The sequence below is a fragment of the Lysobacter brunescens genome (assembly GCF_042677005.1).
GTDB lineage: Bacteria > Pseudomonadota > Gammaproteobacteria > Xanthomonadales > Xanthomonadaceae > Lysobacter_I > Lysobacter_I brunescens.
On record NZ_JBHTIF010000005.1, the window covers coordinates 78,609 to 98,271 of the forward strand.

Genomic DNA, 19,663 nt, shown 5'->3' on the forward strand with positions numbered 1-19,663 from the left:
GGCGCGCACGAACGCGCCGCGGATGCGTTCGTCCAGGCGCGGACCCATCGCCGCGCAGACACATTCCGCGTCGACGCAACGACGCGGTGCGGGACGTTTTTGCGGTTTTCAGGGGGAATGGCGACCGGCCCCCGCCGGTCATCGCATTCAATCGGCCCGGGACATGGGCCGTCACATCGGAGCAAGACGATGCTTTACCCGTCCACAGGAAAGAAACTCGCACTGTCGTGCCTGTTCGCGCTCGCATGGAGTTCCAGCGCGTTCGCGCAGACCGTCAGCTGCAGCGGCGTCCCCGAATGGAACGCCAGCACGCAGTACAAGCCCGGCGACAAGCTGGTCTACCAGGGCCGCCTTTACGAAGCCCAGATCAACATCTGGAACGCACCGCCAACCTATTGCAGCAGCTGCGGCTGGTACAAGGATCTCGGCAGCTGCAGCATCGGCGGCAACCAGTCGCCGAGCGTGTCGCTCACCGCGCCGACGGCCGGCAGCAGCGTCGCTGCAGGTGCGAACATCGCCGTCAGCGCCAACGCCAGCGATGCCGACGGCAGCGTCGCACGCGTGGAATTCTTTCGCGGCACCATGTCGCTCGGCGTCGACACCAGCGCGCCCTACAGCGTGACCTGGAGCGGCGCAGCCGCCGGCAGCTATTCGCTCACCGCCGTCGCCACCGACAACCTCGGCGCCACCGCGACTTCGGCAGCGGTGTCGATCACCGTGCAGCCGCAGTCCGGCGATACGACACCGCCCAGCGTGCCCGCCGGCCTGGCCTCACCCTCGCAGACCAGCAACAGCATCTCGCTGAGCTGGAACGCGTCGACCGACAACGTCGGCGTCGCCGGCTACGACGTGTATCGCGGCGGTACGCTGATCGCCTCGCCCACCGGCACCAGCTATACCGCCACCGGGCTGGTGGCCTCCACCGCGTACAGCTTCCAGGTCCGCGCGCGCGACGCCGCCGGCAATGCGTCGGCGCTCAGTGCCGCATTGTCGGTCAGCACGCAGGCCAATCCGACCGACACCACCGCGCCGAGCGTGCCGGGCGGCCTGTCCTCGCCCTCGCAGACCAGCAACAGCATCGCGCTGAGCTGGAACGCGTCGACCGACAACGTCGGCGTCGCCGGTTACGACGTGTATCGCGGCGGCACGCTGATCGCCTCGCCCACCGGCACCAGCTACACGGCCACCGGGCTGTCGGCATCCACGTCGTACAGCTTCCAGGTGCGCGCACGCGATGCCGCCGGCAATGCGTCGGCGCTCAGCAGTGCGATCACGGTGAGCACGCAGGGCAACCCGCCCGGCGGGAGCAAGCGGATCATCGGCTACTTCGCGCAGTGGGGCATCTACGGCCGCAACTATCGCGTGAAGAACATCGACACCAGCGGCTCGGCAGCGAAGATCACGCACATCAACTACGCCTTCGGCAACGTGCGCAACAACCGCTGCGAAGTCGGCGAGACCATTCCGACCAACGAGCAGACCGGTGCCGGCGGCGATGCATTCGCCGACTACACCAAGGCGTTCAGCGCGGCCGAGAGCGTGAGCGGCGTAGCCGACACCTGGGACCAGAAGCTGCGTGGCAACTGGAACCAGCTCAAGCAGCTCAAGGCCAAGCACCCGAACATCAAGGTACTGATCTCGCTCGGTGGCTGGACCTGGTCGCGCGGCTTCGCAAGCGCGGCACGACCGGAAAACCGCCAGGCCTTCGTCGCCTCGTGCATCGATGCCTACATCAAGGGCAATCTGCCAGTCACCGACAATGCCGGTGGCCCGGGTGCTGCGCTTGGCGTGTTCGACGGCATCGACCTCGACTGGGAGTACCCGGTCGCCTGCGGCCTGAGCTGCGGTACGCCTGAGGACAATGCCAACTTCACGGCGCTGCTGGCCGAGTTCCGCCGCCAGCTCGACGCAGTGCGCCCCGGCCTGCTGCTGACCATCGCCGCCGGCGCCGGCATCGACAAGATCCGCGTCACCGACCCGGGCGCTTACCACCAGTACCTCGACTTCATCAACGTGATGACCTACGACTTCCACGGCACGTGGGAGCCGAAGACCAACCATCACACCGCCCTGTTCGCCTCGCCGCGCGATCCGTCCACCGGCGACCAGCGCTTCTACAACAGCAATGATGCGATCGAAGCCTTCCGCTCGCGCGGCGTGCCTGCGAGCAAGCTGACGCTGGGCATCGGCTTCTACGGACGTGGCTGGACCAACGTTCCCAACGGTGGCACCAACGGCCTCTACCAGAGCGGCACCGCAGCGCCCGGCACGTACGAAGCGGGCAATGAGGACTACAAGGTTCTGCGCAACCTCAACTGGCCGGTGTACACCGACAACGATGCCATGGCGACGTGGATCTACAACGGCACCACCTTCTGGAGCTTCGACACGCCGGCGATGATCCAGACCAAGATGAACTACGTGAAGGCGCAGGGCCTCGGCGGCGCGTTCTTCTGGGAGTTCAGCGGCGACGACGCGAACGGCACGCTCGCCAACGCGATCAAGACCGGTTTGCAGTAAGTCCCGCCCGCGATACCGCGACACACCGAACGCCCCGGCTTGCCGGGGCGTTCTTCATTTAGTGATGCTGCCCCGGCTTCCCGGGGCGTTCTTCTTTTCCGGCCATGCCGCCCCGGCAGTGGCCGCGCGCTTCTTTTTGCACGACCATCGCGCAGCCTGCCCACATTCATGTCCGGGCGCCCGGCGGGATGCCCGTCACGCCTGATCGGCGTATGATCCTGCCCCGACGCGGCCGACCCTCCAGGCCCTGCCGCGCCGCAACAGGCGGCCTCCGTGGCATCGCAACGCCCCTGTCTTCCACCGCCTCCGGATGCGCGGCTCAGCCCGCGCCTCACGACGCCCGGCCCACCAGGGCCACCACCTCCCGCGATGGCGCCCACCGGGCCCACGCGCTACCCTGAGACCCATCATGCAAACCCATGCTGCACACGCCCACAGCCGCGATTTCGCGCTGGACCCGGCCGATCCGGAACGCCTCGCCAACCTCGCCGGCCCCTTCGACGCCCACCTGCGCCAGATCGAACTCCGGCGCGGCGTGCAGATCGCGAACCGCGGCAACCTCTTCCGCGTCAGCGGCGACGACGAGTCGGCAGTCGCCGATGTCGAAAAACTGCTGCGCGCGCTCTACGACGAGGCCGCCGGCACCACCTTCGACGCACACGCCATCCACCTGCGCCTGGGCCCGGACGACGCATCGCCGCGGACCTCCGCCAATGCTGACTACCAGGCACAGGAGGTCGCGGTGAAGGTCAAGCGCGGCACCGTGCGCGGACGCGGTGCCAACCAGCAGAAATACCTGCACCTCATCGCCACCCACGACATCAATTTCGGCATCGGCCCGGCCGGCACCGGCAAGACCTTCCTCGCCGTGGCCATGGCGGTCGAAGCACTGAACTCCTCGCGGATCCAGCGCATCATCCTCGTGCGCCCGGCGGTGGAAGCAGGCGAGAAGCTCGGCTTCCTGCCCGGCGATCTCACCCAGAAGGTCGATCCCTACCTGCGTCCGCTGTACGACGCGCTGTACGAGATGCTCGGCGTCGAAAAGGTCGCGAAACTCCTGGAAAAGAACGTCATCGAGATTGCGCCGCTGGCCTACATGCGCGGACGCACGCTCAACGACGCGTTCGTGATCCTCGACGAAGCGCAGAACACCACCGTCGAGCAGATGAAGATGTTCCTCACCCGCCTCGGCTTCGGCAGCACCGCCGTGGTCACCGGCGACCTCAGCCAGATCGACCTGCCCAAGCACGTGAAATCCGGCCTGCGCGACGCCGTGGACGTGCTGCGCGAGGTCGAGGGCGTCAGCTTCACCTTCTTCGAGGCGCGCGACGTGGTCCGCCATCCGCTGGTGGCGAAGATCGTGCGGGCGTACGAGGCGAAGGCGGCGCATGACGCCCGAGCGAAGCAGAACAACAACACCGGCGACTCGACATGACCCAAGGCCCCACCCGTCTCGATGTCGCCGTCGGCTACGCCGCGCCACGTGCGGGCGTGCCGGCGGCGACGAGTTTCCGCCGCTGGGTCGCGGTCGCGCTGAAAGGGCGCATCCGCGAGGCCGACCTGGCGATCCGCATCGTCGACGAGGAGGAAGGTCGCGCGCTGAACCGGCACTACCGGGGCAAGGACTACGCGACGAATGTGCTCAGCTTCCCCGGCGACCTGCCCGAGGGCGTGAAGCTGCCCAAGGGCGTGACCATGCCGCTGATGGGCGACCTGGTGCTGTGCGCACCGGTGGTGGCGCGCGAGGCCGCCGAACAGGCCAAGCCCGTCGCGCACCACTACGCCCACCTCACCGTCCACGGCGTGCTGCACCTGCTGGGCATGGACCACCAGGACGAGCGCGAGGCCGAGTGCATGGAGCAGCTCGAGCGCGAGATCCTCGCCGAACTGGGCATCGAAGACCCCTACCGGGTCCTCGACTGACACCGTTGCCCCCCCGATGCCCCGCGCCCGCCCCCCGGAGCAGGACGCCAGGGCAATCAATGATTTGTCGTCGCCTGGCGCTCCGCAAAGACAGGCCGGCATGCGCCCCCAGCCCCGCTCCGCTACACTGGTCGCCCCGCCCCACCGGGGCGATGAACCCACTGCAATGCCCGAGGACGACAGTACCCGCACGCAGGACGGCGCCGCCAAGGCCGCCGACCCGACCCGTACCGACAGGAAAGTCGACAACCGCCATCGCTCCTGGCTTTCGCGCCTGAGCGCGGCCATTTCAGGCGAACCGGACAACCAGGAAGACCTGGTCGAGCTGCTGCGCGACGTGCAGGCCGACGGCGTGATCGACGCCGACACCCTGCGCATCATGGAAGGCGCTGTCTCCATTTCCGCCCTCACCGTCGGCGACATCATGGTGCCGCGCGCGCAGATGGTGGTGCTGCCGGTGGACGGCAAGTTCCTGTCGCTGATGCAGCAGGTGGTCGAATCCGGCCACTCGCGCTTCCCGGTGCATGGCGAGGACAAGGACGAGATCCTCGGCATCCTGCTCGCCAAGGACCTGCTGCGCGGCGTGGTCGCCGACAACGGCCCGGGCACGGTCCGCGAACTGCTTCGGCCGGCGGTGCTGGTGCCGGAAAGCAAGCGCCTGGACATCCTGCTGCGCGAGTTCCGCCAGTCGCGCAATCACATGGCGATCGTGATCGACGAATACGGCGGCGTCGGCGGCCTGGTGACCATCGAGGACGTGCTGGAGCAGATCGTCGGCGAGATCGACGACGAGCACGACGATGCAGAGGATCCGAACGCGCTGATCGCAGCGCAGGCCGACGGCCAGTACCTGGTCGACGCGCTCACCCCGATCTCCGACTTCAACACCCGCTTCGGCGCCGACTTCACCGACGACGAGTACGACACCATCGGCGGGCTGATCACCGCTGCGATCGGCCACCTGCCCGAAGCCGGCGAGGAACTGTCGCTGGGTCGCTTCGGTTTCCGCGTCGCACGCGCCGACGCACGCCGCCTGCACACGCTGCACGTGAGCGTGCATGGCGCCTGAGTCCCGGGTGGCCGCCGCGTCCATGCATGCGGCGGTCTTCGTCCGCGCCGCCGCGTTCGTCCTCATCGTCCTGTCCTGCTGGCTGTGCGGCTCACTGGCCGCGCAGGCCGCGCCGCGCATCGGCGTTGCGACGATGGCGCCGGGCGAGATCTTCTTCGAACGCTTCGGCCACAACGCGATCGTCGTGGTCGATGTCGCAGCCGACGGCAGCGTGCGCGGCGAGCCGATCTCCTACAACTTCGGCTACTTCGACATGGAGGAAGCCGGCTTCGTCGGCCGCTTCGTGAAGGGCGAGATGATGTACCTCCTCGTCGAACTGCCCTGGCGGCAGGACCTGCAGTACTACCTCGACAGCGGTCGCGGCGTCACGATCCAGTGGCTGGATCTGGACGACGCGCGCGCCACCGCGCTTGCGGCGGCCCTGGCCGAGAACGCCCGCCCGGAGAACGCCCGCTATCGCTACGACTATTTCGTCGACAACTGCGCCACGCGCGTGCGCGACGCCATCGACCGCGCGCTCGACGGCACGCTCAGGCCGCAGCTGGCGGTCCGCTCGCAGGGCAACACCTATCGTGGCGAAGCGGTGCGCCTGGCCTCGCCGGCGCCGTGGATGTGGCTGGGTTTCGACATCGCGCTCGGGCCGAGTTCCGACCTGCCGCTGTCGCGCTGGGAAGACGCCTACGTGCCGATGCGCTTGGCCGATGGCCTGCGCGACGCGCGCCTGCCCGACGGGCGGCCGCTGGTGCTGCGCGAGGAGCGCGTCGCACCGCATCGCATCGCCCCCGAACCGGCCGAATTCCCGCTGGTCTGGTGGCGCTGGCTGCTCGCCGGCCTGGGCGTGGTGCTGGCCTGGGCGTGGCTGGACGGACGCGCGAAGCGGACCTCCTCAGGCCTCGCGCTTGCCTTCTGGCTGGCCTGCGGCGTGCTGGGCGCGGTGATGCTGTGCGTCTGGCTGGGCACCGAGCACCGCTTCGGCTGGGCGAATCGCAACATCCTGCTGTTCTCGCCGCTGGCGCTGGCCCTGGTGCCGGGCGCATGGCGCCGGATGCGCGGGCGGTCGCCCGGCGCGTTGTTCCACTGGGCCGCGTTGGCCGTGGCGGTCGGCAGCGTGCTGGCCATGCTGCTGGGCTGGACAGAGCGCGTGCCGCAGGCGAATGCGCACTGGGTCGCGCTGCTGCTGCCGATCCACGCGCTGTGGGCGTGGATCGCGTGGCGAAGCAATCCGTCGAGGGATTGATCGTCCATTTCAACGCATGTGGTTCGCGCCGCTGAAAGAAGCGAACGCACGGTGCGAAATCGAGAGATCCGCTTGTCGTGGGAGCGACGCAAGTCGCGACATCCAGGCGTTACCGGGAGGCGGGTCGCGACTTGCGTCGCTCCCACAAACGCAGGGCTCGTCTCGCCGATACCTGTCAGCCCGCCAGCCAGCGCAGGCTCATGCCGACGCCGATCCCGGCCATGAGCACGAGGGCGCCCCAGGTCAGCAGGGTGCCCCAGAACCGTCCGAACGAGGTGCCCGCGCTGCGCGACAGGCCGATCGCATGCAGCACGCGTCCCAGCAACAGGGCGCCGCCGCAGATCCACAGCCACATCGCACCGAGGCCGGACAGCTCCAGCAGGCCGAGCAGGATCAGCGCCATCGGCACGTATTCGACGAAATTGGCGTGCGCCCGCATCTTCTTCATCAGCGGCTTGTCGCCGCCGTCGCCCAGGCCGATCTTCGCGCTGCGGCGATGCGCGACCACGCGCACTGCGAGCAGCAGCAGCAAGAGGACGTGGAGGGAAGCGAACAGCAGGGTGATCTTGGGCATGGGGCGTCCGTGAAGAGAGGGGAATCGCCCTCAGCATGCCATGCGCAGGTGGCCGCCCCAAGCCAGGATTTCACCCAGCAGCGGCAAGCGGATCGCGACATCGAACCGATAGTGTCCGTCTTCGATCCGCTTGCCTGCGTCCACTGCCGGGGCCAGCCACGCCGGCAGCGGGAGTCGCCACAGCCGGCAACCGATCTGCCGCCAGCGCCAGCCACCGCCATCGGTATCGACCATCAACCGGAGCTTCAATGGCCCGGCGCGTTCTTCCCAATGCCCATCGGGCCAGCGGCCGACCGGCCGGAACCACGACACCGCCTCCTGTCCGTCGCCGAAGCGCCGGGCCCAGCGCAGCACGCCGTCCACATGCCGGATGTCGACCACCAATCGCTGTTCCGGCGATGCGGGATCGATGCCGAGCCGGCGCAGCACGCGTCGTCCGATCGTGCCCGCAAGCCCGCGGCCGACGCGGAAGCTGACACGGCCTTCGAGCCGACCACCCTCGCGATGCAGCGACTGCAGCGATGGATGCAGACGCGCGAAGCCATCGCCGAACCAGGCTTCGACCGGCGTCGCGCCGCTCAAGCGTGCAGCGCCCTCGCCTGCAGCGCCGGCACCTCGTGGTCGGTGCCGTAGCGCCCCTTGTCGTCGCGCACCACGCGCGCCAGGGCGCAGTCGGGATCGTGGGTGAAGAACAGGTGCACGCCACGCGAGAGCTTGTCGTCGAGGAAGGCGCGCTTCTCGTCGATCAGCAGTTCGGGATTGCGGTCGTAACCCATGGTGATCGGGACGTGCACCCACGGCCGGCCCGGGATCAGGTCGGCGCAGAACACCACGCCGCCGTGGGCCTCTCCGTCGATGCTCTCCGGGCCGACGATCTCGGCCAGCATCAGCCCGGGCGTGTGGCCGTCGCTGTAGTGGAAACGCACGCTGTCGCCGAGCGCCGCGCAATGCGCGCCATCGACGATCTCCAGCCGGCCACTGGCTTCGAGCAGGCCCGGCAGTTCCGGAATGAAGCTGGCGCGGTCGCGCGGATGCGGCGCCAACGCACGTTCCCAGCAACCGCGACTGACCACGAAGGTGGCATTCGGGAACAGCAGTGACGGCGCCGCGCCTTCGCGCCAGGGCGCGAGCAGGCCGCCGGCATGGTCGAAGTGCAGGTGCGAGAGCACGACGACGTCGATGTCCTCGTGCGAGAAGCCCGCCGCTGCCAGCGAATCGAGAAGCACGTGGCGCTCCTCGACCACGCCGTAACGCTCGCGCAGCTTCGGTTCGAAGAACGCGCCGATGCCGGTCTCGAACAGCACGGCCTTGCCGTTCAGTGGCGAGGCCAGCAGCGCACGGCAGGCCAGTACGATGCGATTCTGCGCGTCGGGCGGCGACCACTTTTCCCACACCGCACGCGGCGCGTTGCCGAACATCGCGCCGCCGTCGAGCTTCTGCGAATTGCCGAGGAGTGACCAGAGTTTCATCGCGGATGCCTCCGTGGATGTCGCGAGCGGATCGTTGTGCAGGGAGATCAGGGCGCCGGCGAGGTGTTCACCACCGCCGCCTTGCCCACCGGATTGCGCGGATCGGTGCCGCCACGCAGCACGTTGGCGCGACGATCCCATTCCACGGTCTGCAGGTTGCCCCAGGCGTCGCTGGAGCGGCGGCCGGCGGGCGCTTCCTTCGGCGAGTTGACGGTGTGGCCCATCGCGCGCAGCGCGGCGACCACGTCGTCCGGCAGCGCGTCGCGCTCGATGCCGATCGCATCGGGCATCCACTGGTGGTGGAAGCGCGGCAGCGCTGCGACCGCCTGCGCGTCCAGGCCATCGGCATAGCCGAGGATGCCGAGCAACACCATGGTGATGATCCGGCTGCCGCCAGGCGTGCCGAGCACCGCCACACGGTCCTGCGACACCATGAAGGTCGGGGTCATCGAGCTGAGCATGCGCTTGCCCGGCTTCGGCGCGTTGGCGGCGTAGCCCATCACCCCGAACGCATTGGGCGTACCGGGCTTGAGCGCGAAATCGTCCATCTCGTTGTTGAGCAGCACGCCGGTGCCGGGCACGACCATGCCCGAGCCGAACAACAGGTTCACCGTCTGCGTGGCCGCGACGCGATTGCCTTCGGCGTCGATGATCGAGAAGTGCGTGGTCTCGTCGTCTTCCATCGGCGTCTGTTCGCCCGACAGCAGGTCGCTGGGCGTGGCCTTGCGCGGGTTGATCGTCGAGCGCTGGCCGGCGGCATAGTCGCGGCTCATCAGCTGGCGCACCGGGATCTTCACGAAATCCGGATCGCCGAGGAAGAAGGTGCGATCGCGGTAGGCGCGGCGCATCGCCTCGACGGTCAGGTGCACGCGCTCGGCCTGTGGCAGTTTCGCCAGGTCCCAGGGTTCGAGCATCTGCAGCATCTGGGCCAGCGCGATGCCGCCGGACGACGGCGGCGGCGAGGTGACGATCTGCCAGCCGTCGTATTCGAAACGCAGCGGCGCGCGCTCGCGGACGCGATAGCCGGCCAGTTCTTCGGCGGTCCAGCGCCCGCCCTCGGCCTTCACGCCGGCGAGCAGCTTCTTCGCCACCGGGCCGCGATAGAAACCGTCGAAGCCCTGCTCAGCCAGCAGTTCGAGCGTGCGCGCCAGGTCGGGCTGCCTGAGGATCTCGCCCTCTTCGGGCGCATCGCCATCGGCGAGGAACACCGCGCGCGTGCCCTTGTAGCGCTCCATCACGTCGCGACGGCTGGCGTAGCCCTTGGCGAACCTCGCGTAGACCGGGAAGCCCTCGCGCGCGATGCGGATCGCCGGCGCCAGCGACGCCTTCAGCGGCAGGCGGCCGTGGTTCGTGGCCAGGTGCACCAGCCCGGCAGGCAGGCCGGGAATGCCCGCCGACCACGGACCGTTCTCGGCGCGGTCGCGGTCGAAGCTGCCGTCTGGCTTGAGGTAGGCCTCCGGCGTGGCCGAGGCCGGCGCGATCTCGCGCGCATCGATGAAATGGTCCTGGCCGGTCTTCGCATCGTGCAGCAGGAAGAATCCGCCGCCGCCGATCCCCGAGGAGATCGGTTCGACCACCGACAGCACCGACGACACCGCGACTGCGGCATCGAAGGCGTTGCCACCCTGGCGCAGGATCTCCAGGCCGGCATCGGTGGCGAGGGCATGCGCACTCGCGATCGCGGCGCCGGGCGGGCGCGCGGCCGTTGCGGTATCGGGTGCCTGCGCGGCCTGCGCATTCGACGACAGGAGCGGCGACAGCAACAGCACCGAGGACAGCGCCGCATGCAGCGCCCAGCGAACGGTCTTCATGGCTCTTCCTTCTGCAGGCGCGCGAGCTTGGCCAGCAAGGCTTCGTGCGACTCGGGGAATTCGGGATCCGGATCGATGCATTCGACCGGACAGACGACGACGCACTGCGGTTCGTCGTAATGGCCGACGCACTCGGTGCAGCGCGCCGGGTCGATCACGTAGATGACTTCGCCCTGCGAGATGGCGCGGTTCGGGCAGGCCGGCTCGCAGACATCGCAGTTGACGCAGAGTTCGTTGATCTTCAGCGACATGGGGGCATCACGGGCTCGCCTGCGGAGGACTGCTTTCCGGCGGCTGGAAAGACGACGGGGACGCGATGGCGCGTCCCCGTCCGTCCGGGATCACCGAAGCGCGATCACTTGGCTTCGACGAAGATGTAGTTGATGCCCGATGCGGACACCGCCGTCTTCACACGCTCGTCGTCCTCGGCCTTGCCGATGAAGACCAGCTTCACGCCCTTGAGCTTGTCCGGCTTCACGTCGGCGAACGCGGCCACGATCATGTCGGCGGTCTTCGCCGAATTCGGCGACGCGAAGGCCAGCATGTTGCCCTTGAGGATGCCGCGCGAGACGTCGGACTTGGCCTTGTCGAGCAGACGGTCGTAGCTGCCCTGGAAGTCGGCGGACGCCTCGGACGGCAGCAGGTAGACGAACGGCGCGCTGGTCACGCCGTCCATGTGCCGGCCGACCACGTCGGTGACGTAGGCGCGCCAGGCGCTGGCGTCGTCGTTGACGGGTGCGCTGACCGGGGCCTTCTCCGCTGCCTTCGGGGCCTCCTCGGCCTTGTTGCAGGCCGCAAGCGGCAGCGCGAGGACGGCGATCATCAGCAGGCGTGCGATGGTGTTCATGAGTCGATCTCCCCTCTGGTGTGGTTCGTGGTGTGGTGGGGTGGAAAGCTGCGCGGCCCCGATGGGCCGTCCGCGCCGATTGTAGTGCACCGGGTCGAGCCCGGGGACGAGGGTTCCCCCGCCCGGCACATCCGGCAATCCGGCTTCCGCAATCCGAGGTCCGCCCCCGTCAGCGGCTCCACTCGGCCAGCAGCGCGCGGTTCACCGCAGGCGGCACGAAGCCCGACACGTCGCCGCCCAGGCGCGCGACTTCGCGCACCAGCGACGACGAAATGAAGCCGTACTGTTCGGCCGGGGTGAGGAACAGGGTCTCGACGTTGGGGATCAGGTGGCGGTTCATGCTCGCCAGCTGGAATTCGTATTCGAAGTCCGACACCGCGCGGAGACCACGCAGCAGTACGCCGGCGCCGATATCGCGGACGAAGTGGGCGAGCAGGCAGTCGAAACCGCGCACCTCGACGTTCGGGAAACGCGACAGCGAATCGCGCGCCAGGTCGACGCGCTGCGCCAGCGGCAGCGCCGGGCGCTTGCCCGGACTCTCGGCGACACCCACCACCAGTCGCTCGAACAGCGGCGCCGCGCGCTCGACCAGGTCGAGATGGCCATTGGTGATCGGGTCGAAGGTGCCGGGATAGACCGCGATCCGGGCGGCGGGAATGACGCTGGAATCCATGCTCATGGTGCGGGCGGGCATCGCTGGCGGGAGAGGCCCGGAGTGTAGCAGCGCACCCCGACCCGTCCGCGACCGTGTGGTTCAGGCGTCGCGACGGTATACGGCATATCGCACGTCGCGCGTCTTGCCTTCACGATGCGGCTGCCAGTCGGCGACGGGCGTCGCATCGGCCTCGTGCGGGGCCTCGACGTACAGCCAGGCATCGTCGGCCATCCGCGCCGCCACCGCGTCCAGCGCCGGCCGCCAGAGGTTCGCGGCGAACGGCGGGTCGACGAAGGCCAGGTCGAAGCCGCCGGGCGCATCGCGCAGCCAGGCCAGGGCATCGGCGCAGACCACCTGGACGCGGTCGCCGTCGGGCAGGCGCGCGGCGATCTGGCGCAGGTTCGCGGCCAGCGCCGGATCGCGCTCGACCAGCACCGCCTCGCGCGCGCCGCGCGACACCGCCTCCAGGCCCAGCGCGCCGCTGCCGGCGAACAGGTCGAGCACGCGCGCCCCGGGCAGGATCGGCTGCAGCCAGTTGAACAGGGTCTCGCGCACCCGGTCCGAGGTCGGCCGCAGCCCGGCCACGTCCGCCACCGGCAGCTTCGTGCCGCGCCAGTGCCCGCCGATGATGCGCACCGTCCCGGGCGTGGCGCCGGCTGGCGCGGATCGCCCGGAAGCGCGGGACGGCGGAGCGGAACGTCGGTTCATCGAGGGGCCGGAAGGGCGGGTGGTAAGATTCGGCATTGTCCAACACCTGCAGCGGTTCGCGCGCACCCGCGCCCCGCACCGCCTCCGAGGCCCCCTTCGCGATGATTTCCTTCTTCCGCCGCAAGAAGCCGGACGCGGCGCCCCCCACGGACTCCACGCCTCTCAGCCCCGCACCGGCGAATCCGCCGGAAGCCGCGCCGCTCGACCCGGTCATCGCCGTCGCCGCAGACATCCCGGTACAACCGACGCCCGAGCCTCCCGCGACGATCGAGCCTCCCGTCGATCCCTCTGCCGCCCTGCCCGCCGCCCCCGGCAAGCCCGGCTGGCGCGAGCGCCTGCGCAACAGCAGCTTCGCTCGCGCCTTCGGCGGCCTGTTCTCCGGCAACCCGCGCCTCGACGACGACCTGCTCGACGAGATCGAGACCGCCCTGCTCACCGCCGATGTCGGCGTGACCGCGACCACGCAGCTGGTCGAATCGCTGCGCAAGCGCATGAAGTCGCGCGAGTTCGCCGACGCCAACGCCCTGCTCGCCGCCTTGCGCGCCGACCTGATCGCGATGCTGCAGCCGGTGGCGAAACCCCTCGTCATCGCCGACGACAAGCCCTTCGTGATCCTCACAGTCGGCGTGAACGGCGTCGGCAAGACGACCACCATCGGCAAGCTCGCGCACCGCTTCAAGGCCGAAGGTCGCAGCCTGATGCTCGCCGCCGGCGACACCTTCCGCGCAGCTGCAGTCGCGCAGCTGCAGGCCTGGGGCGAGCGCAACGGCGTCGCCGTGGTCGCGCAGGGCCAGAACGCGGATGCCGCTTCGGTCGCGTTCGACGCACTGCAGGCCGCGAAGGCGCGCGGCACCGAAGTGCTCATCGCCGACACCGCCGGCCGTCTGCACACGCAGCAGGGCCTGATGGCCGAACTGGGCAAGATCAAGCGCGTGCTCGGCAAGATCGACGCATCCGCGCCGCAGGAAGTGCTGATGGTGATCGACGGCACCACCGGCCAGAACGCGCTCTCGCAGCTGCGCCAGTTCCATGCCGCCGCCGGCGTGACCGGACTGGTGGTGACCAAGCTCGACGGCACCGCCAAGGGCGGCGTGGTGTTCGCCCTGGCCCGCGAATTCGGCATTCCGATCCGCTTCGCCGGCATCGGCGAGCGTCAGGAAGACCTGCGCGTGTTCGACGCCGAAGCCTTCGTCGACGCCTTGCTGCCGGACGCGCTCGGCACCGCGTGAGCGACGCCGGCACCGCCTCGCCCGTAGCTCGGCGTCGCTGGCGGCGGCGCCTGCTCGTCCTCGGCGCGCTGCTGGCCGCGCTGTCGCTGCTCGTCACCTGGCTGCTGCAGCCGAAGCAGCTCGTCCCGCTGATCCTCGATCGCGCCGGCAAGGCGCTGTCGCTGGACATCTCCGCATCGCCCGATGCCGAAGCGCGCCTGCGCGGCACGCCGCAGCTGGTCGTGCGCGACTTCGTCGTGCGCGAACCCGGCGGCGACGCCGTACTGCTGCGCGCGAAACGCGTGCTGCTGTCGCTGCCATGGTCCAGCGTGCGCAGCGCCGGCAAGGATGTGGTGATCCAGCGCGTCGAAGTGGATGCGCCCGAAATTGATCTCGCTGCCGTGCGTGCGTGGCTGGCGAAACGCCCGCCGAGCGAGGAAACAAAGATCCCCGTGCTCCGCGACGGCCTGCGCGTCACCGACGGCCGCCTCGTCGACGGCACGCTGCGCGTCGAAGGCCTCGCGATCGACCTACCCTCGCTGCATGCGCAGCGCCGCGCGCACGCGCGCATCCGTGGCCGCGCGATCGATGGCACGCTGAACCTGCCCTTCGACCTGGTCGTGGCGATGAGTCGTCCTGCGAACAATGCGGGGATTGGCGTCGTCGGCACGCTCGCGTTCGAGGGCGACGACTGGCGCCTGCCCGCCACGATCAAGCTCTCCGGCCCGCTGCGCATCGGCGACGAGGGCATCGCGATGACGCCCGCCACGCTCGGCGCAGCGGCCCGCTACGAATCCGGCGAGACACGCCTGCCCTTCACGCTCGGCCTGCATGGCCCGCTGCGCATCGCCGACGGCACGGCCACGCTGTCGCCCGCCGGCGTCGCGCTGCGCGGCGACGATACGAGCCCCGTTCCGACCTTCGACGCGCACGGCGCGCTGTCGCTGGGCAAGCAGCTGATCCTCCGCCTCGACGGCACGTTGCCGCGCTGGCCCGAGGCTTGGCCGGCGCTGCCGCCGCCGATCTCCACGTCGACCTCGCCGCTGCCGTTCGCGCTGCGCTACGACGGCAGGACCGATCTGTCCGACACCACCGCACTGTCGCTGCGGCGAGACGCCATGGCCTTCGACAGCCGCTTCCGCCCCTACGCCGTGCTCGACTGGCTGGCGCAGGTCGGCGGCTCGCCGCTGCCGCCGCTCGATGGCACGCTGCGCGCGCCGCAGCTGGAGATCTCAGGCGCGACGCTGGAAGGCGTGGATGTCGCGATCGACGATGAAGGTGTCGAATGAGCGAGAAGCCATCGAAGCGAAAGGCCCCTCCTGTGGGAGCGACGCCAGTCGCGACAGCATCCCGCAAGCGCAAGAGCGACGCGACTGGCGTCGCTCCCACAACCACTGTCTCGTCCGCATTGGCGCCGCACTACGCCGATCGCCTGCTTGCCTGGTTCGACGTGTCCGGCCGCCACGACCTGCCCTGGCAGCATCCACGCACGCCATATCGCGTGTGGCTGTCGGAGATCATGCTGCAGCAGACCCAGGTTCGCGTGGTGATCCCGTATTTCGAGCGTTTCGTCGCCGCCCTGCCCGACCTGCCTGCACTCGCCGAAGCCTCGCAGGACGAGGTGATGGCGCTGTGGTCCGGCCTCGGCTACTACGCCCGTGCGCGCAACCTGCATGCAGCGGCGAAACGCTGCGTCGAACTGCACGGCGGCGACTTGCCGCGCGATCTCGACGCGCTGGTCGCGCTGCCCGGCATCGGTCGCAGCACCGCCGGTGCGATCCTGTCGCAGGCCTGGGGCGATCCCTTCCCGATCCTCGACGGCAACGTCAAACGCGTGCTCAGCCGGGTGTTCGGCGTCGAAGGCTGGCCGGGCCTGCCCGCGAACGAAAAGCGGCTGTGGTCGATCGCGGAATCGCTGCTGCCCGATGCGCGGCTCGCCGACTACACGCAGGCGCAGATGGACTTCGGTGCGACGCTCTGTACGCGCCACGATCCCGCCTGCGTGCTGTGTCCGCTGCAGGACGACTGCATCGCGCGTCGCGAGGGCCGTACCGACGAACTGCCGACGCCCAAGCCCGGCAAGCCGCTGCCCGAACGCTGGGCCGTCGTGCTGCTGCTGCGCGATGCAGAGGGCCGCGTACTGCTGCAGCGCCGGCCATCGACCGGCATCTGGGCCGCGCTGTGGTCGCTGCCGGAAGCGCCCGATCACGATGCCGCGCGTCACTGGTTCGATGCGCACATCGACGGCGACTACGACGACGCCACAACGCTGGACGATGTGCACCACGGATTCACGCACTACCGCCTGCTGATGCACCCGCGCGTGTGGCGAGGCGTCGCGCTGCGCGGGGCGATCGCGGACAATGCCGACGAGACACCGCCGCTGCGCTGGGTGTCGCGCGCCGAGTTCGACGCCCTGGGCATCCCCGCACCGGTCCGCACCCTGATCACACGCCCCCATTCCTGAGAGACACGAGCCGATGGCCCGCACCGTATTCTGCGAACACGAACAACGCGAAACCGATGGCCTGGATTTCCCGCCGTGGCCCGGCGAACTCGGCCAGCGCGTCTACACGCGCATCGGCAAGGGCGCCTGGCAGAAATGGCTGGTCCACCAGACGATGCTGATCAACGAAAACCGCCTCTCGCCTATGAACCCGGAGCACCGCAAGTTCCTGCAGGGCGAGATGGAGAAGTTCCTGTTCGGCGACGGCGCGGAGAAGCCCGCCGGCTACGTACCCGAAGCGCCTACGGCCTGAGATCAGCCACCGGAGGCCTGCGTCGGCGCAGGCTCGTCGGTGGCGCGGCGCATCTTGCGCTCCTCGCGCAGCCGCTTCTCGTCGGCACGCAGCGCCTTGACGTTCAAGGGACGGATTTCCCGGATCTGGCAGGTGCTCGGCCCGCCTGCGACACCGCGCACGTAGACCTGGTCGAAGCGCGCGCTGATCCGGCCACCGAAGCTGCGGATGCCGATGCTGTCGGCGAAGTCCAGACCGATGCACGGGCCGTGCACCTCGATCAGATACGCCTGGCTGGGGCGCGTCCACAGCGCGAAGGCCTTATCGCCCAAGGGCGTCCAGCCGCTGTAGCTGCCGAGATACTGGATGCTGTCGACCGGCTCGCCTGCATGGCTGCGGTACAGCGCGATGCGCTCGGCCTCACGGGCCGCGGGATCGGTGGCGCAGGCGGTCGAGGATGCGGCTGCGATCAGCACGAGCGAAAGGACGAGGGCGCGGGTCATCATGGCGGTCTCCGGGGGACGCGGATGTCGGTGTTCGTCCGCGATGATGCGCCTCCCCACCGGCGAGGCAAAGCACCCCCGCCGCACGATTCAGCACGGAGCCGGCTTGCTCTCCCCCGGATCACCCCGTATCATTGTCGGCTCAGCGTGGCCGGGTAGCTCAGTTGGTAGAGCAGGGGATTGAAAATCCCCGTGTCGGGGGTTCGATTCCCTCCCCGGCCACCACGCATTCCAAAGCCGCGCACTGCGCGGCTTTTTTCATGGGCGACACATCGCCTGGTGTCATGGACGCATCCCGCCGACGAACGCGCGTCGGCGCTGTGGCACCATCTGCAGCCCTCCCCCGCAGGAACCGATGCCATGATCCAACGCTTCGATGTCGGCGCACGCCTGTCCGAAATGGCGGTGCACGGAAACACGGTCTATCTCGCCGGCCAGATCGCCGATGACGCCAGTCAGGACATCCGCGGCCAGACCCGGCAGGTGCTCGACGCGATCGACGCGCTGCTCGCGCGGGCCGGCAGCGACCGCAGCAGGATTCTCATGGCCCAGATCTACCTCGCCGACCTGGCCGATTTCGCGGGCATGAACGAGATCTGGGACGCCTGGGTGCCCGCCGGCAACGCGCCGCCGCGCGCCACGGTGCAAGCCGCGCTCGCGAAGCCGGAGTGGAAGGTCGAGATCGTCGTGACCGCTGCGGTCTGATTGCGGTCCGGCGAAACGCGAAACGAAAAAGCCCCGCGAAGATCACGGGGCTTTTTCGTTTGCGCCGCCGCCGTGCATTGCGACACGGATGCGACACATCACATCGTATGCGTCGGCTTGTCCGAGTTGAGGATGCCGGCAAGGATCGCCTCGATCTTGCCCTTGATCGCATCGCCTTCGGGCGTCTCGGCGAACTGCACGCCGATGCCGGCGACGCGGTTGCCCTGCGCGCCTGCGGGCGTGACCCACGACACCTTGCCGGCGACCGGCAGGCGCTCGGTGGATTCGGGCAGGGTCAGGAGCAGGAAGACTTCGTCGCCGATGAAGTAGCGCTTGGGCGTTGGGACGAACACGCCGCCGCCCTTGAGGAAGGGCATGTAGGCCTGGAAGAGCGCGTTCTTGTCCTTCACCGCGAGCGAGAGGATGCCTTGGCGGGCACCGCCGGCGGCCGTGGGCTTCATGTTCATCGTCTGCCTCCAGAAGTCGTCTGCGATGCCCCGGCGCGCCACTGCGCGAGCAGTTCCACCAGCGCGAGGTCCGCGCGCACCGTGGTCCGCAGCAGGTCGCGGGTGCGGTTGGCGGCATCGAACCAGGTTGCGAGCGTGCGGATTCTCGACGGATCGGTCAAGCGCCCGGCTTCGGCGACGGCGAGGTCGGCGGCGTGGCGCAGGCGGAGGTCGAGGTCGCCGGCATCGACCCAGCGTTTGGCGGTCTCCATCGTCGAACGCTCGTTGCGCGCCACGGCCTGCAGGTCGGCGGCGACTTCGCGACGCATGGCCAAGCCACCGTCGCGCAGCCAGGCATCGGCCAGGCCGGGATGGCCGCGCGCGGCGTCGAGCGCTTCGCGCACGGCGCTGTCCGCGTGCCCCTGCGCGCGCAGCCAGGCCTCGGCTTCGTCGAGCGGCGGCAAGCGGAACTCCAGGCGCTGGCAGCGGCTGCGGATGGTCGCCGGCAGGCGCGCGGGGTTGGCGCTGATCAGCCACAGGTAGCGGCCGGGCTGCGGCTCTTCGAGCGTCTTCAGCAGCGCGTTGCAGGCGGCGTGGTTGATCGCGTCGGCCGGGTCGATGATGGTGACCTGCGAACGGCCGTACTGCGCGGTCAATGCGAGCTTTTCCGAGAGCTTGCGGATCTGCTCGATCACGATCTCGGTGCGCGGCTTGTCGGTCTTGTCGTTGACCTCGTGGCCGACCAGCAACAGATCGGGATGCCCGGCATGGCCGAATGGATGCGAGGGCGAGCCGTCGGGCCGCACTTCCAGCGGGTCGCGCTGCACGCGGTGCGCGAACAGCAGGCAGCCGCGACAACGTCCGCAGGCGTCCTCGCCCGGCGCACGGGCTTCGCACAGCAGGCGCCGCGCCAGGCGTTCGGCGAGCGCGCGCTTGCCCAGGTGTGCAGGACCGCAGAACAGCAGGCCATGGCCGAGGCGACCGCTGTCGAGCGCGGCAACGGCCTGGTCGTGGATGCGCTGCTGCCAAGGCGCGAGCGGGGGGAGTTCGAGGTTCATGCGCGAGCCTGCCTCGGGGATCCGGGCGAAAGCAAATCCCCCCTGCCCCCCTTTTGCAAAGGGGGGGAAGTCACGAGGTGCTTCGATCCTGTCGCAAGCTGCAACGACATCGCGCAGCGACGACGCACGCCCCCTTTGCAAAAGGGGGCCGACGTCCGCGCAGCGGTCGGCGCGGGGATTTGCGGTGGCGTC

21 protein-coding genes and 1 tRNA gene are annotated in these 19,663 nt (G+C 69.2%); 11 read left to right on the plus strand and 11 right to left on the minus strand.

Features of this window, described 5'->3' with window-relative positions; genetic code table 11:
* The first annotated feature begins 189 nt into the window (after positions 1-189).
* The 5 genes from ACFQ0E_RS17245 (at position 190) to ACFQ0E_RS17265 (ending at position 6,749) form a co-directional block, all read left to right on the plus strand.
* Positions 190-2,520 carry a glycosyl hydrolase family 18 protein gene (locus ACFQ0E_RS17245; protein WP_386825953.1) on the plus strand — a complete coding sequence of 777 codons (2,331 nt, stop codon included), beginning with the start codon at positions 190-192 and terminating at the stop codon, positions 2,518-2,520.
* Positions 2,521-2,929: 409 nt separating this feature from the next.
* Positions 2,930-3,955 (plus strand): PhoH family protein, encoded by a 1,026-nt coding sequence (locus ACFQ0E_RS17250; protein ID WP_386825955.1) that lies wholly within the window; start codon positions 2,930-2,932, stop codon positions 3,953-3,955.
* Entirely contained in the window at positions 3,952-4,443 is a 492-nt protein-coding gene (gene ybeY, locus ACFQ0E_RS17255) for an rRNA maturation RNase YbeY (RefSeq protein ID WP_386825957.1), read from the plus strand. The genes ACFQ0E_RS17250 and ybeY overlap by 4 nt, the downstream gene beginning before the upstream one ends.
* 166 nt (positions 4,444-4,609) lie before the next feature.
* Positions 4,610-5,512, plus strand: a complete 903-nt coding sequence (locus ACFQ0E_RS17260; RefSeq protein ID WP_386825959.1) for an HlyC/CorC family transporter — start codon at positions 4,610-4,612, stop codon at positions 5,510-5,512.
* Positions 5,502-6,749 carry a lipoprotein N-acyltransferase Lnb domain-containing protein gene (locus ACFQ0E_RS17265; protein ID WP_386825960.1) on the plus strand — a complete coding sequence of 416 codons (1,248 nt, stop codon included), beginning with the start codon at positions 5,502-5,504 and terminating at the stop codon, positions 6,747-6,749. The genes ACFQ0E_RS17260 and ACFQ0E_RS17265 overlap by 11 nt, the downstream gene beginning before the upstream one ends.
* A 175-nt stretch (positions 6,750-6,924) precedes the next feature.
* Here ACFQ0E_RS17265 and ACFQ0E_RS17270 read toward each other — a convergent pair whose 3' ends face one another.
* From ACFQ0E_RS17270 to rsmD, 8 genes are all read right to left on the minus strand, one after another.
* Positions 6,925-7,323, minus strand: coding sequence for an MAPEG family protein (locus ACFQ0E_RS17270; RefSeq protein WP_386825961.1), 399 nt, complete (start codon positions 7,321-7,323; stop codon positions 6,925-6,927).
* A gap of 30 nt (positions 7,324-7,353) precedes the next feature.
* Positions 7,354-7,905 (minus strand): DUF4166 domain-containing protein, encoded by a 552-nt coding sequence (locus tag ACFQ0E_RS17275; protein ID WP_386825962.1) that lies wholly within the window; start codon positions 7,903-7,905, stop codon positions 7,354-7,356.
* Positions 7,902-8,792 carry an MBL fold metallo-hydrolase gene (locus tag ACFQ0E_RS17280; protein ID WP_386825964.1) on the minus strand — a complete coding sequence of 297 codons (891 nt, stop codon included), beginning with the start codon at positions 8,790-8,792 and terminating at the stop codon, positions 7,902-7,904. The genes ACFQ0E_RS17275 and ACFQ0E_RS17280 overlap by 4 nt, the downstream gene beginning before the upstream one ends.
* Positions 8,793-8,839: 47 nt before the next feature.
* Entirely contained in the window at positions 8,840-10,603 is a 1,764-nt protein-coding gene (gene ggt, locus ACFQ0E_RS17285) for a gamma-glutamyltransferase (RefSeq protein ID WP_386825966.1), read from the minus strand.
* Positions 10,600-10,854, minus strand: a complete 255-nt coding sequence (locus ACFQ0E_RS17290; RefSeq protein ID WP_137852842.1) for a YfhL family 4Fe-4S dicluster ferredoxin — start codon at positions 10,852-10,854, stop codon at positions 10,600-10,602. The genes ggt and ACFQ0E_RS17290 overlap by 4 nt, the downstream gene beginning before the upstream one ends.
* Positions 10,855-10,958: 104 nt before the next feature.
* Positions 10,959-11,450 carry a hypothetical protein gene (locus tag ACFQ0E_RS17295; protein WP_386825968.1) on the minus strand — a complete coding sequence of 164 codons (492 nt, stop codon included), beginning with the start codon at positions 11,448-11,450 and terminating at the stop codon, positions 10,959-10,961.
* A gap of 169 nt (positions 11,451-11,619) precedes the next feature.
* Positions 11,620-12,123, minus strand: a complete 504-nt coding sequence (gene coaD / locus ACFQ0E_RS17300) for a pantetheine-phosphate adenylyltransferase (protein ID WP_386826263.1) — start codon at positions 12,121-12,123, stop codon at positions 11,620-11,622.
* Between the two features lie 81 nt (positions 12,124-12,204).
* A complete protein-coding gene (gene rsmD, locus ACFQ0E_RS17305) occupies positions 12,205-12,813 on the minus strand; it encodes a 16S rRNA (guanine(966)-N(2))-methyltransferase RsmD (RefSeq protein WP_386825970.1) in 609 nt (202 codons plus the stop codon).
* 35 nt (positions 12,814-12,848) lie between these two features.
* Between rsmD and ftsY the strand changes: the two genes are divergently transcribed.
* Genes ftsY through ACFQ0E_RS17325 form a run of 4 tightly spaced genes read left to right on the plus strand, consistent with a single transcriptional unit; the run spans position 12,849 to position 16,780 of the window.
* Positions 12,849-14,042, plus strand: a complete 1,194-nt coding sequence (ftsY, locus tag ACFQ0E_RS17310; protein ID WP_386825972.1) for a signal recognition particle-docking protein FtsY — start codon at positions 12,849-12,851, stop codon at positions 14,040-14,042.
* Positions 14,039-15,310: a hypothetical protein gene (locus tag ACFQ0E_RS17315; RefSeq protein WP_386825974.1), complete on the plus strand. Its 1,272-nt coding sequence runs from the start codon at positions 14,039-14,041 to the stop codon at positions 15,308-15,310. The genes ftsY and ACFQ0E_RS17315 overlap by 4 nt, the downstream gene beginning before the upstream one ends.
* A complete protein-coding gene (gene mutY, locus ACFQ0E_RS17320; protein ID WP_386825975.1) occupies positions 15,307-16,488 on the plus strand; it encodes an A/G-specific adenine glycosylase in 1,182 nt (393 codons plus the stop codon). The genes ACFQ0E_RS17315 and mutY overlap by 4 nt, the downstream gene beginning before the upstream one ends.
* A 13-nt stretch (positions 16,489-16,501) precedes the next feature.
* Complete coding sequence (locus ACFQ0E_RS17325) at positions 16,502-16,780, plus strand: oxidative damage protection protein (protein WP_386825977.1); 279 nt, start codon at positions 16,502-16,504, stop codon at positions 16,778-16,780.
* 2 nt (positions 16,781-16,782) lie between these two features.
* On the opposite strand, the gene ACFQ0E_RS17330 is transcribed toward ACFQ0E_RS17325, so the two are convergent.
* On the minus strand, positions 16,783-17,265 hold the full coding sequence (locus tag ACFQ0E_RS17330; protein ID WP_386825979.1) for a DUF6491 family protein: 483 nt from the start codon (positions 17,263-17,265) through the stop codon (positions 16,783-16,785).
* A gap of 146 nt (positions 17,266-17,411) precedes the next feature.
* Here ACFQ0E_RS17330 and ACFQ0E_RS17335 point away from each other — a divergent pair.
* A tRNA-Phe gene (locus tag ACFQ0E_RS17335) sits at positions 17,412-17,487 on the plus strand.
* Positions 17,488-17,622: 135 nt separating this feature from the next.
* Positions 17,623-17,967: a RidA family protein gene (locus ACFQ0E_RS17340; protein WP_386825981.1), complete on the plus strand. Its 345-nt coding sequence runs from the start codon at positions 17,623-17,625 to the stop codon at positions 17,965-17,967.
* Between the two features lie 98 nt (positions 17,968-18,065).
* Here the strand turns inward: ACFQ0E_RS17340 and ACFQ0E_RS17345 are convergent, their stop codons facing one another.
* Both ACFQ0E_RS17345 and ACFQ0E_RS17350 read right to left on the minus strand, forming a co-directional pair.
* Complete coding sequence (locus tag ACFQ0E_RS17345) at positions 18,066-18,428, minus strand: PilZ domain-containing protein (protein WP_386826265.1); 363 nt, start codon at positions 18,426-18,428, stop codon at positions 18,066-18,068.
* A 2-nt stretch (positions 18,429-18,430) separates the two neighbouring features.
* A complete protein-coding gene (locus ACFQ0E_RS17350; RefSeq protein ID WP_386825982.1) occupies positions 18,431-19,471 on the minus strand; it encodes a DNA polymerase III subunit delta' in 1,041 nt (346 codons plus the stop codon).
* Positions 19,472-19,663 lie beyond the last annotated feature (192 nt).

What these genes read in the sequence shown, in the direction of transcription:
- ACFQ0E_RS17250 (WP_386825955.1), top strand. Translation starts at nt 2,930, where the DNA reads ATGCAAACCCATGCTGCACACGCCCACAGCCGCGATTTCGCGCTGGAC.
- ACFQ0E_RS17345 (WP_386826265.1), bottom strand. Translation starts at nt 18,428, where the DNA reads ATGAAGCCCACGGCCGCCGGCGGTGCCCGCCAAGGCATCCTCTCGCTC.
- ybeY (WP_386825957.1), top strand. Translation starts at nt 3,952, where the DNA reads ATGACCCAAGGCCCCACCCGTCTCGATGTCGCCGTCGGCTACGCCGCG.
- ACFQ0E_RS17350 (WP_386825982.1), bottom strand. Translation starts at nt 19,471, where the DNA reads ATGAACCTCGAACTCCCCCCGCTCGCGCCTTGGCAGCAGCGCATCCAC.
- ACFQ0E_RS17260 (WP_386825959.1), top strand. Translation starts at nt 4,610, where the DNA reads ATGCCCGAGGACGACAGTACCCGCACGCAGGACGGCGCCGCCAAGGCC.
- ggt (WP_386825966.1), bottom strand. Translation starts at nt 10,603, where the DNA reads ATGAAGACCGTTCGCTGGGCGCTGCATGCGGCGCTGTCCTCGGTGCTG.
- ACFQ0E_RS17295 (WP_386825968.1), bottom strand. Translation starts at nt 11,450, where the DNA reads ATGAACACCATCGCACGCCTGCTGATGATCGCCGTCCTCGCGCTGCCG.
- ACFQ0E_RS17330 (WP_386825979.1), bottom strand. Translation starts at nt 17,265, where the DNA reads ATGATGACCCGCGCCCTCGTCCTTTCGCTCGTGCTGATCGCAGCCGCA.
- ACFQ0E_RS17270 (WP_386825961.1), bottom strand. Translation starts at nt 7,323, where the DNA reads ATGCCCAAGATCACCCTGCTGTTCGCTTCCCTCCACGTCCTCTTGCTG.
- ACFQ0E_RS17340 (WP_386825981.1), top strand. Translation starts at nt 17,623, where the DNA reads ATGATCCAACGCTTCGATGTCGGCGCACGCCTGTCCGAAATGGCGGTG.
- ACFQ0E_RS17290 (WP_137852842.1), bottom strand. Translation starts at nt 10,854, where the DNA reads ATGTCGCTGAAGATCAACGAACTCTGCGTCAACTGCGATGTCTGCGAG.
- rsmD (WP_386825970.1), bottom strand. Translation starts at nt 12,813, where the DNA reads ATGAACCGACGTTCCGCTCCGCCGTCCCGCGCTTCCGGGCGATCCGCG.
- mutY (WP_386825975.1), top strand. Translation starts at nt 15,307, where the DNA reads ATGAGCGAGAAGCCATCGAAGCGAAAGGCCCCTCCTGTGGGAGCGACG.
- ACFQ0E_RS17280 (WP_386825964.1), bottom strand. Translation starts at nt 8,792, where the DNA reads ATGAAACTCTGGTCACTCCTCGGCAATTCGCAGAAGCTCGACGGCGGC.
- ACFQ0E_RS17245 (WP_386825953.1), top strand. Translation starts at nt 190, where the DNA reads ATGCTTTACCCGTCCACAGGAAAGAAACTCGCACTGTCGTGCCTGTTC.
- ACFQ0E_RS17265 (WP_386825960.1), top strand. Translation starts at nt 5,502, where the DNA reads ATGGCGCCTGAGTCCCGGGTGGCCGCCGCGTCCATGCATGCGGCGGTC.
- ACFQ0E_RS17325 (WP_386825977.1), top strand. Translation starts at nt 16,502, where the DNA reads ATGGCCCGCACCGTATTCTGCGAACACGAACAACGCGAAACCGATGGC.
- coaD (WP_386826263.1), bottom strand. Translation starts at nt 12,123, where the DNA reads ATGGATTCCAGCGTCATTCCCGCCGCCCGGATCGCGGTCTATCCCGGC.